At 66.1% G+C, this 9,869-nt stretch carries 10 protein-coding genes; 5 read left to right on the top strand and 5 right to left on the bottom strand.

Annotated elements, in window-relative coordinates; all coding sequences use genetic code 11:
• Nucleotides 1-33: 33 nt before the first annotated feature.
• Nucleotides 34-588: a hypothetical protein gene (locus Mspo_RS20050; protein ID WP_244613553.1), complete on the bottom strand. Its 555-nt coding sequence runs from the start codon at nt 586-588 to the stop codon at nt 34-36.
• Nucleotides 589-765: 177 nt separating this feature from the next.
• Nucleotides 766-1,494 carry a PQQ-binding-like beta-propeller repeat protein gene (locus Mspo_RS20045; protein WP_244613552.1) on the bottom strand — a complete coding sequence of 243 codons (729 nt, stop codon included), beginning with the start codon at nt 1,492-1,494 and terminating at the stop codon, nt 766-768.
• A gap of 585 nt (nt 1,495-2,079) precedes the next feature.
• Between Mspo_RS20045 and aroA the strand changes: the two genes are divergently transcribed.
• Genes aroA through gluQRS form a run of 3 tightly spaced genes read left to right on the top strand, consistent with a single transcriptional unit; the run spans nt 2,080 to nt 4,924 of the window.
• Entirely contained in the window at nt 2,080-3,426 is a 1,347-nt protein-coding gene (gene aroA, locus Mspo_RS18900) for a 3-phosphoshikimate 1-carboxyvinyltransferase (RefSeq protein ID WP_159732769.1), read from the top strand.
• The gene (gene cmk / locus Mspo_RS18895; protein WP_159732767.1) at nt 3,419-4,075 is read left to right on the top strand and encodes a (d)CMP kinase; all 657 of its coding nucleotides are present in this window, start codon (nt 3,419-3,421) and stop codon (nt 4,073-4,075) included. Before aroA ends, cmk begins: the two co-directional genes overlap by 8 nt.
• Nucleotides 4,076-4,096: 21 nt before the next feature.
• A complete protein-coding gene (gene gluQRS / locus Mspo_RS18890) occupies nt 4,097-4,924 on the top strand; it encodes a tRNA glutamyl-Q(34) synthetase GluQRS (RefSeq protein WP_159732763.1) in 828 nt (275 codons plus the stop codon).
• Nucleotides 4,925-5,040: 116 nt separating this feature from the next.
• Here the strand turns inward: gluQRS and Mspo_RS18885 are convergent, their stop codons facing one another.
• Together Mspo_RS18885 and Mspo_RS18880 are read right to left on the bottom strand one after the other, a co-directional pair.
• Entirely contained in the window at nt 5,041-5,235 is a 195-nt protein-coding gene (locus tag Mspo_RS18885) for a hypothetical protein (RefSeq protein ID WP_159732760.1), read from the bottom strand.
• A 245-nt stretch (nt 5,236-5,480) separates the two neighbouring features.
• Nucleotides 5,481-6,518: an AI-2E family transporter gene (locus Mspo_RS18880; protein ID WP_159732757.1), complete on the bottom strand. Its 1,038-nt coding sequence runs from the start codon at nt 6,516-6,518 to the stop codon at nt 5,481-5,483.
• A gap of 150 nt (nt 6,519-6,668) precedes the next feature.
• On the opposite strand from Mspo_RS18880, the gene Mspo_RS18875 reads away from it, so the two are divergent.
• Nucleotides 6,669-6,890, top strand: coding sequence for a hypothetical protein (locus Mspo_RS18875; RefSeq protein WP_159732754.1), 222 nt, complete (start codon nt 6,669-6,671; stop codon nt 6,888-6,890).
• Nucleotides 6,891-6,975: 85 nt separating this feature from the next.
• On the top strand, nt 6,976-7,536 hold the full coding sequence (locus Mspo_RS18870) for a hypothetical protein (protein ID WP_159732751.1): 561 nt from the start codon (nt 6,976-6,978) through the stop codon (nt 7,534-7,536).
• A 38-nt stretch (nt 7,537-7,574) separates the two neighbouring features.
• Here the strand turns inward: Mspo_RS18870 and Mspo_RS18865 are convergent, their stop codons facing one another.
• Nucleotides 7,575-9,611 carry a M23 family metallopeptidase gene (locus Mspo_RS18865; RefSeq protein ID WP_159732748.1) on the bottom strand — a complete coding sequence of 679 codons (2,037 nt, stop codon included), beginning with the start codon at nt 9,609-9,611 and terminating at the stop codon, nt 7,575-7,577.
• Nucleotides 9,612-9,869: the final 258 nt, after the last annotated feature.

Raw genomic sequence — 9,869 nt, 5'->3', positions numbered from 1 at the left:
CGAATCATTCTCCGATGCTTCGGAACCCCAGAATCACGCAACTGCGGCGCGAACAAGAAACTTTTGGGTCAGGTTCTTAGGCCGGCGGTCGCTAGCTTTCGTCACAATCAATTCCTCGTACTCTTCGGTTGTCACGCCAAGATAAGGCTTGCCGGGTTCATACCTGACGGCGTAAGGCTCGTTGTCCATGCATTTGGCGGCAAGCGGTAGATAAAACAGCTTTTCGCTTGGCGAATAAGCTGCGGGCTGCGGCCCTTTCGCCCCCAAGAAGGACGGACAGATACCCATTGTGTTGATGTCTTCGCCGCCGATCTCCGGCGCGTATTTTTCCACGAGCAGCGGCCGGCCATAAAAAGGCGAGTTCTTGTCGAGCTCGATGTTGCTCGCCCAATTGACGTGGGCGCCGAAGCTGTCGGCCGACAAGAGCTCGCCCGTGGCGCGGTCGAGGAAATAGGCGAAGCCGTTCTTGTCGAAATGCGCGAGCGCCTTGCGCGTCGCGCCGTCAATGTCGAGATCTAGGAGAATCATCTCGCCCGTAGCGTCGTAATCCCACTGATCATGTGGCGTAACCTGATAGACCCAGCGCACTGCGCCGGTGTCGAGGTCGCGGGCAAAAATGGTCGCAGTCCATCTGTTGTCGCCGGGGCGCTGTTTGGCGTTTCCGGGCGCCGGATTGCCCGTTCCATAGTAGACGAGGTTCAGATCGGCGTCATAGGAAAAGGCGCCCCAAGGCGCACCGCCGCCGATCTTCCACTGTTCGCCCTGTTAGCTCGCAAGCGAGGCCTCCTTGCCGACCGGTTTGCCGAGATGTGTCGTTTTTTCGGGGTCGATCAGCGTATCGGCGTCTGGACCGGTCGAATAACCGCGCCAAAGGCGCTGGCCGGTCTTGGCGTCATAGGCGGTGACATGGCCACGCACGCCGAAATCGCCGCCCGAAAGACCGACCAGCACTTTGTCCTTGAAAAGCGCCGGCGCGCCGGTTGAGGTTTCGCCGATTTGCGGATTGCCGTTGGTGCGAGACCATATCGTCTTGCCGACCTTGGCATCGATTGCGACGAGATTCGTATCAAGCCGGGACAAAAAGATTCTATTGTCGCCATAGGCTAGGCCGCGATTGACCGCGTCGCCGCCGATTTTCTTCAAGATCGACGGATCTTGCCGAGGGACGTAGCGCCATAGGATTTTATCGGCGTTATAGGCGAGACGGCGTGCAAACACCTCGTTCGGAAAAGGCGTCGTGAAATAGGCGACGTCATCCACGACCAGCGGCGCGCCTTCGTGGCCGCGGAGCGCTCCCGTCGAAACAATCATCGCCACTTGCAGCTTTCCGGCGTTCTCCGGCGTGATTTGCGTAAGCGGCGAATAGCGCCAATTGGCGTCGTTGCCGCCCTGCGAGCGCCATTCCTTAGGGTTCTGCCGGAAGGTCGCCGGCTCCTCGGCGCGGGCGGGGAGAAGGAGGGTTGCGAGCGCTGCGAGCGCGAAGACCTGTCGCATCTTGAAATCGACCTTCCCCATAGCCGTACCAATTACCGCTAAATGTGACATACAACCCAAGCGTTTTACGGGCTTTCCCCGGGAATGGCCACTTTTGGCGCAATCTCCCCGTTCGGGACGGCGAACGGGAGGCTATGGCGCGACTTTCCTTTTCGGGGAAGGTGAACGAGGTAGCATGATCCATGAGCGACGTTCCCATGGGGGCTGTTCAGCGTCGAATGGCCTAGGATTGTCGCAAGCGACCGAATCCAGGTCGACGACTCCGATACGGCCGCGTCATGCCCGCGCTTGTCGCGGGCAGCCACGCCGAGACATTGCGACACGCGGGGAGAAGAGGCGGCGGTGTTCCGCTCATGTTCTTTAGCTTTCCTCAGTCGTCGCGGCGTGGATGGCCGCGACGAGCGCGGCCATGACGCTGGAGACATGTCTGCTCGATAAACTGAATTCGGAACCTTGGGGAAGGGGGCTCGCGGCCGCCCGCGCTCTCGCCGCCGCGCGCCATTTGTGACACGGCGGCGCGCGTTGTATATGCCGAAGCCGCGCGGACCGCAGGAAACGGCGCCGCGGCGGGAGATCGATCGAAAATTGCACACCGACGCCGAACATTCCCCCTCGCCGCTCAGCGCCCTGCGCGCGAGCGGGCTCTCTGGACGCTGCCGCCCGCCCGGCGATAAATCCGTCTCGCATCGCTCGCTGATCCTCGGGACGCTGGCGGTGGGCGAGACGCGCGTCGAGGGGCTGCTGGAGGGCGACGACGTGCTGCGCACGGGCGAAGCCTGCCGCAAGCTCGGCGCGCGCGTGGAGCGGCTCGGGCCCGGCTCCTGGAGCGTGCGCGGCCCTGGCCTCGGCTCGCTGCTGGAGCCGCGCGAGACGCTCGATTTCGGCAATGCCGGGACCGGCTCGCGGCTGATGATGGGCGTCGTCGGCGGCCATCCGATCACGGCGCGCTTCGACGGCGACGCCTCGCTGCGCAAGCGGCCCATGCGCCGCATCCTCGATCCGCTGCTCCTGCAGGGCGCCCGCGTGCTGGAGCAGGCCGAGGGCGGGCGCTGCCCCATTCTGCTGCAAGGAACCGCCGAGCCGCTGCCGATCGAATATAAGACGCCGGTCGCCTCGGCGCAGATCAAATCCGCCGTTCTGCTCGCCGGGCTCAATTCGCCGGGCCGCACGGTGGTGATCGAGAGCGAGGCCTCGCGCGACCATACCGAGAAGATGCTCGTCCATTTCGGCGCGCGCGTCGCGAGCGAGCCTCATGGCGAGCATGGACGCAAGGTGACGCTCGAGGGCCGCCCGGAGCTGCGGCCGAGCCTCGTGCGCGTGCCCGCCGATCCCTCCTCGGCGGCCTTCCCCATCGTCGCGGCGCTGATCGTGGAGGGTTCCGAGATCGTCGTCGAGGGCGTGATGATCAATCCGCTGCGTTGCGGGCTCATCACGACGCTCGCGGAAATGGGCGCGAAAATCGCGCTCGAGAATCGGCGCGAGGAGGGCGGCGAGGAGGTCGCCGACATTCGCGTGACCTTCTCTCGCCTCGTCGGCGTCGATGTGCCGGCGGCGCGCGCGCCCTCGATGATCGACGAATATCCGATCCTCGCCGTCGCCGCGGCTTTCGCGGAGGGCGAGACGCGCATGCGCGGCCTCTCCGAGCTGCGCGTGAAAGAATCGGATCGCCTCGCGGCGATCGCCGCCGGGCTCGAGGCCAATGGCGTCGATTGCGAGATCGTCGGCGACGATCTCATCGTGCGCGGCGGGGCGGGCCGCGTGAAAGGCGGGGGAAATGTCGAGACGCATCTCGACCATCGCATCGCCATGAGCTTTCTCGTCATGGGGCTCGCATCCGACGCGCCCGCGACGGTGGACGACGATCGCATGATCGCCACGAGCTTTCCGAATTTTCGCGCCCTCATGGAAGGGCTGGGGGCCAGCTTTGCCTGAACGGGGACTTGTCATCGCCATAGACGGGCCGGCGGCCTCCGGAAAAGGCACGCTGGCGCGCCGGCTCGCGGCGCATTTCGGCCTGCCGCATCTCGACACGGGCCTGCTCTATCGCGCCACCGCCTGCGCGCTCCTCGACGATGGGCGGCCGCTCGACGATATCCGCGCCGCGGTGGAGGCGGCGCGCGGTCTCGCGCTCTGCGATTTCGACGAGGCGCGGCTGCGCTCGCGCGAATTGGGCGAGGCGTCCTCCGTCGTCGCCGCCATCCCCGAGGTGCGCGCGGCGCTCGTCGAGATGCAGCGCAGCTTCGCGACGCGTTCGGAGGGCGCGGTGCTCGACGGACGCGACATAGGAACGGTGATCTGCCCCGACGCCGCGGTGAAGATTTTCGTGACGGCGAGCGCCGAGACGCGCGCGCAGCGGCGCGCGCTCGAGCTCGCCTCGCGCGGCGAGCGCGTGGACTACGCCCATATTCTCGAGGATGTGCGCCGGCGCGACGAGCGCGACAGCGGCCGCACCTCGGCGCCGTTGAAGATCGCCGAGGACGCGGTCCGGCTCGACACGACCGATCTCGACATAGACGAAGCCTTCGCGGTCGCGCGCGACATCGTGCGGGAGAAGGCGGCGCTCGCCGGAAAGGTCGCCTGAGCGCGAGAGAGGGACGCGCCGATGCGCGAGGACGAAACGAGAAAAGTCTTTCGCTTCGCGCCGTCGCCCAATGGCTATCTGCATCTCGGCCACGCTTTCTCGGCGCTGCTCGATTTCGACGCCGCGCGCCGCGAGGGCGGCCGTTTCCTGCTGCGCATGGAGGATATCGACAAAGGGCGGGCGCGGAGCGAATTCGAGGCGGCGATCTATGAGGATCTCGCCTGGCTCGGTCTCGTCTGGGAGGAGCCGGTCCGCCGCCAGTCCGAACATCTCGACGACTATGCCGCGGCGCTCGCCGAGCTCGATGCGCTCGGCCTGCTCTATCCTTGCGCCTGCTCGCGCGCCGACATCGCCCGCGCGACGAGCGCCGCCGATGCGCCGCGCGATCCCGAGGGCGCGCTGCTCTATCCCGGAACCTGCCGCGGAAAACGCCGCGACCGCGCCGGCGCCAATCTGCGGCTCGACATGGCGAAGGCCGCGGCGCTCGTCGGCGGCGAGGTTTTCTGGGACGAGCATGGAAAGGAGATCGTCGCGTCGCCCGCCGAATGGGGCGACGTCGTGCTGGCGCGCAAGGACATAGGAACGAGCTATCACATCGCCGTCGTCGTCGACGACGCGTTGCAGGGCGTGACCGATGTGGTGCGGGGCAGGGACCTCTATGAGGCGACGCGCATCCACCGGCTGCTGCAGGAACTGCTCGGCCTGCCGGCGCCCGCCTATCGCCATCATGCGCTGGTGCTGGACGAGGATGGGCGCAAGCTCGCCAAGAGCCGCCTCTCCAAGCCGCTGTGGGAGTTGCGGGCCGAGGGCGCGACGCCGACCGATGTGCGGGCCATGCTCGGCCTCTGAGGTTCGCTCGCGCCGCCTGTCGGCCCCGGCCAAGTCGGGCCTATTCACTCGGGTTCGAAGGGGAACATCGCATCAGGACATTCGCCCGCCGCCTCGACCGCTGGCGGCGGCGCATGTCACGGATCGGGCGGTCTCTTCAGCGCCTGCTCGATCGCGACGATCGCCGGGGCGAGCGCGCTGCGTTCTTCCTTGAGTGTCGGCGACAGCCCTTCCGGGTGTCTGGCTTCGATCTGTTGGATCACCTCGAGGCGTTGCTGAAGCGAGGCCAGCAGTGTTATCGCGTTCTGCTTTTCAAGCTTGATCCTGATCATGTCCGAACCCTCTTTCGCGCCAGGAAAATAGGGCGATTCCGGATGCCGCTCCTCACGGCAGGCGCCGCGGTCGACGCCTCGCGCTCTGCTCGAATGGACCCATCGTTTCCAATTCGGTTCGCTCACTTGTCCCGGCTTCGACACGGAGAAGGAGGTGGGGAGAGTCTCGCTCGCTCGCGGCGTCTCGGTCGAGCAGGGCTTCGCCGATTCTCCATTTCCGCCGCGGCCTGAGATCGATCGAGGGCTCACGGCGGCGTTCGCTCCGCCGACCCATGGTCCGAGAGCAGCTGCGCGACCCAGCGGCTCGACGGGAATTGATCGCAGATCGTAAGAAAGGCGATGGCGATGGGCACGCCGATGAAGGCGCCCGGCAGGCCCCACAGAAAGGTCCAGAGCAGCACGGAAAAGACGACGACCGTCGGCGACATCGCGAGCGCCGAGCCGGAAAAGACCGGCTCCAGCCCGCTGCCGATGACGAGCTGCACGAGGCTCAGAACGCCGAGCGCGACGAGCGCCGTCTGGCCCGAATCGAATTGCGCATAGGCGAAGAGCGCGGGCAGGAGAGTCGCCACGGCCGGTCCGATATAGGGCAGATAATTCAAGGCGAAAGTCAGCACGCCCCAGGCCGCCGCGAGATCGAGGCCGATCGCCAGAGCGAAGAGAAAGACGAGCCCGCCGGTCGCCAAGCTCGCCACAGTGCGCACGAGCATGTAGCGGCGCAGCTTGCTGGCCGTGCGCGCGCCGGCGATCAGCAGGGCGCGGGCGGTCTCCTCATCGCGGGAGGCGGCGATCTTCTTTTCGAAGCCGGCGGCTTCGGCGAGGCCCATGATCACATAGATCAGCACGACGAGCGCGAAGCCGATGAAAATATTCACGCGCGTCGCCGCGGCCTGAATCACCGCGAGGATCCAGGCCGCGTTGAAATGCTCCGTGATCAGCGCGGCGACGAAGATATCATGCGCCTCCAGCCATTTCGTCGCGTCGGCGAAGGACGCCCGCACGCGGTCGAGATTGCGGATGAACCAGTCGACGATCTCGCCGCCGCTCCAGATGATGAGCGAGGACAGCGCGATCATCACGGCGAGGGCGACGACGACGCTGACGAGGAGCGCGAGAGGCCTCGGCGTCCTCGTCTGCAGCGCCCGCTGCAGCGGCGAGATCAGCGCGATGATGAACAGCGCGAAGACGACGGGCTCGAGCACGCTCTGGCCGATCGAAAATGCGGCCAATGTGATGAAACCGATTGCGATGACCGCCGCCGTATCGGCCGCTCTCGCTTCCATCGTCGCCTCCGCTCTCTCGCTCGAGAAACAGGTAGAGCGGCGCCGTCCTTCGAAAATGCCTCGCGATTGTCGAAAGCGCGACGAGCGCTAATTGCCGGCGAGCGTTTCGAACGAATTGGAGAGAAGACAGTGTCGACTGTTGGAGAAAAAATGGACGAAAATTTCTCGCGCCGCGCCTTTGCCCTAGGTCTGTTGGCGGCGCTCGTCGCCGCTCCCCTCGTCGTCGCCGCGCCATCGGAGGCGGAAGCGCAGGAGCGGCAATTCGTGCGGCCGTCCCACTCGCCGCGCGTGCAGCGCCCGCGCAGCCATTTGCGGGGGCCGGTGACGCATCGCAGCTTCTTCCGCCTGCGTCGCCGCGTTCTGGCTCGTTGACGTCATAGAACTATTGAGCTCGCATGTTCTTTTCCGAAAACCGCTTCGCACTTTTCGGGAACATGCTCTCGGGCAGGGGGTCGAGATGAACGATTATAGCGTCGCGCCGGAGTTCGGCGACCAAGCCGTCGCGGCGCGAGCCGGCGGCTGGCTGAAGCGCAAGGCGCCTTATCTCGTGGTGCTGGGACTGGCGATCTTCGGCGTGGCCTATACGAGCCTCGCCCAGCAGCCCCTCTACGGCTATTGGGAGTTTCTGGGCGTCGCGATCGGCGTCGCCTGCGTCGTCATCGGCTGGCGGCAGGCGCCGGATCGTCGCGCGCGTTTCGTGCTCGCGCGCACCCAGGCGCTGCATTGGGCGGCGTTTCTCGTAGCCATGAACATCGTGTTGTGGCCGAGCGTGAACGGTTTCCTCAGTGCGCCGGCGACAGGCCTCGCGCTGCTGCTGCTGCTGTCGCTCGGCGCTTTCGTCGCCGGAATTCACGTCTCCTTCGATATTGCCGCGCTCGGCGTCGCAATGGCGATCGCCGTGCCCGCCATCGCCTGGTTCAAGCAATCGGCGTTGTTCCTGATCTTGGCGGCGCTCGGTCTCGCTGCGGTCGCCGTCGCCTTTTGGCCGCGCCGAGGCGGCGAGACCTCCGCCGCCTAGGGTCTTTCCGTGTTTCAATGAAGCAGGAAGACTCTCGCTCAGCGGCCCTGCCGCTCCGCGACACGAGGATTATTGGGGGCCTTGGCCATCAGCTGATCGATACGGTCGCGCTCGCGTTTGAAGTCGGCGAGAAGTCTGCCGTCGAATTCGCGCGTGCGCGCGAGCTTCACGCGCATCGGATCGACGAAATGGCCGTTGACCATCACCTCGTAATGCAGATGCGGGCCGGTCGAGAGGCCCGATGATCCGAGGAAGCCGACGATCTGGCCTTGCTTTATGCGCACGCCCTCGCGAATGCCGCGCGCAAATCCCGACATGTGGTTGTAGGAGGTCGAATAGCCGTTGGCGTGCTGGATCTCCACGCGCCGGCCATAGCCGCTGTGCCAGCCCGCCTCCACGACGACGCCATTGCCCGCGGCCAGGATCGGCGTGCCGATCGACGCCGCCCAATCGACGCCCGTGTGCATTTTGTAATAGCCGAGGATCGGGTGCCGGCGCATGCCGAAGCCCGAGCGCGTCTCGCCCGCCGCGATCGGCTTGCGGATGAGGAATTTGCGGCTCGAGCGGCCGTTCTCGTCATAATAGTCGACGAGGCCGTCGTCGGCGGTCTGATAGCGGTAATAGCGCAGCGTCTCGTTGCGCGTGGTGATGGAGGCGTAGAGCAGCGCCTCGCGTCCGGAGCCTTCCTCGCCCTCGTCATAGAGCACGTCGAGCGAGTCGCCGCCATTGACGCCGCGCTGCAGATCGAGATCGCTGGCGAAGATGCGGACGAGCTCATTGATGATCGGCCGCGGAATATCCTGCTTCAGCGCGGTCTCATAGAGCGAGTCGTAGAGGCGCATGCCGCCCGGATCGTCTTCGCCCTCGCCGCCCCCGTCCTCGTCCATGCTCGCGACGCCGCGGCGGCCGAGCTTGGCGAGATTGGCCGGCGCCGTGACCTGAAGGAAGGTCCCGCGATCGGTCGCCGCCACCATCGTCTCCAGCCGATCGTCTGAATAGACCGAGATGCGCGCGAGCTGGAGATTGGCGCCGGAGCCGTCGAAATCGGCGAAGAGAAGCTTGACGCGCTGCCCCTCGCGCGCGGCGGTCTCGACGCGCTTGGCCCCGAAGGCGGCGGCGACGGCGTGGATCGTCGGTTTGGGAACGCCATTGGCGAGCAGCGCGTCGACGAGCGTCTCGCCCCGGCGCAGCACGACGAGCTTCTCATCCATTTGGGTCGGCTGGGGGCCGGAAGAGCGGGGCGCGATGGTGACATTCTCGGGCACCATGCGCACCTCGATCGCCGAAAAGGGCGCGGCGACCGAGGGCGCCCCCGTCGCCGCATAAGCGAGCGCCTGCGGATCGAGCGAGGCGCGGCTCGTGCGCGAGAGGAGCCACTGCCCGGGAAGCGGCAGGGCGGATTTGGCGCCGGCGACGAGCTGCGTCTTCGCCTGCTCGGCGACCTGCGCCTGACATTCCTCGATCGAGAGCGTCGCGCTCTGCCGCTCCGCCTCGTCGCTCGCGAAATCGCGGGTGACGAAAGAGACGTCGGCGTCGTCGGGCGCGATGTCGGGCTCCGCCGCGCTATCGGTGGCGTTGCGGGAGTCGGCGAGCAGCTTCAATGGATTGAACTGCGGGACCTCCTCCGCGAAACTGGTCGGCGCCAGCGTCAGCGTCGTCGCCACATGCGTATAGGCGCGAGTGCGCATGACCTCCTTGTCGCCGGCGCGGGCGGTGGTCGTCGACTTGAAGGTCTGCTTGGCGGCGACAATGTCCACCGCGCGCAGGATGCGGTCGCCCTTCTTCGGATTGACGACCTGGCTGTCTCTCTCATCCTTGCGGCCGAGCTGAGCGCGCGTCGGCGCCTCGGCGAAGCGGGACTGATGATCGAGCGCCGTATAGGCCGCCGAGCTGATGAGCAGGGCTCCGGAGAGGCCGGTCAGCACCGTGCCGGCGAGCCAGCGAATGGACACGCGCCGCCGGTCGAGCGGCGAATGGCGTTGGCCGTCCGCCTCTATGGCCGGCTGGTCGCCGATGTCGGTCCAGTCGATGTCCGCCAGAGCGGGAACGAGGCGCCTGTTCGCGTCGAGGGGCATTGAAGGGCGGCCGATCCGTTATTTCAGGTGCGATAAACGACGACTGAGACGCGGGGCGCTTCGACAAACGGCTCGGGAGCGGCTCCCGGAGCCGGAAAACGAAGCCTGCGCATTATGGCCCAATTGCGGCGCTGAAGTTATCCACCGCGGAACCCGCGCCGCTGTAGGGCGATCGGCGGCATGACGACGGTTTCGTGAAAAATTTTGGGAGGGGTTGTTGACAGTGAGCGTTGGGTGGACCTATAACGCACCCATCGA

The organism is Methylosinus sp. Ce-a6, from assembly GCF_009811655.1.
Lineage (GTDB): Bacteria > Pseudomonadota > Alphaproteobacteria > Rhizobiales > Beijerinckiaceae > Methylosinus.
Note: the sequence above shows the minus strand (reverse complement) of the source record. Positions and strands in the feature narration are given on the sequence as shown.

What these genes read in the sequence shown, in the direction of transcription:
- Mspo_RS18880 (WP_159732757.1), bottom strand. Translation starts at nt 6,518, where the DNA reads ATGGAAGCGAGAGCGGCCGATACGGCGGCGGTCATCGCAATCGGTTTC.
- Mspo_RS20045 (WP_244613552.1), bottom strand. Translation starts at nt 1,494, where the DNA reads ATGCGACAGGTCTTCGCGCTCGCAGCGCTCGCAACCCTCCTTCTCCCC.
- Mspo_RS18885 (WP_159732760.1), bottom strand. Translation starts at nt 5,235, where the DNA reads ATGATCAGGATCAAGCTTGAAAAGCAGAACGCGATAACACTGCTGGCC.
- Mspo_RS18870 (WP_159732751.1), top strand. Translation starts at nt 6,976, where the DNA reads ATGAACGATTATAGCGTCGCGCCGGAGTTCGGCGACCAAGCCGTCGCG.
- Mspo_RS18865 (WP_159732748.1), bottom strand. Translation starts at nt 9,611, where the DNA reads ATGCCCCTCGACGCGAACAGGCGCCTCGTTCCCGCTCTGGCGGACATC.
- Mspo_RS18875 (WP_159732754.1), top strand. Translation starts at nt 6,669, where the DNA reads ATGGACGAAAATTTCTCGCGCCGCGCCTTTGCCCTAGGTCTGTTGGCG.
- gluQRS (WP_159732763.1), top strand. Translation starts at nt 4,097, where the DNA reads ATGCGCGAGGACGAAACGAGAAAAGTCTTTCGCTTCGCGCCGTCGCCC.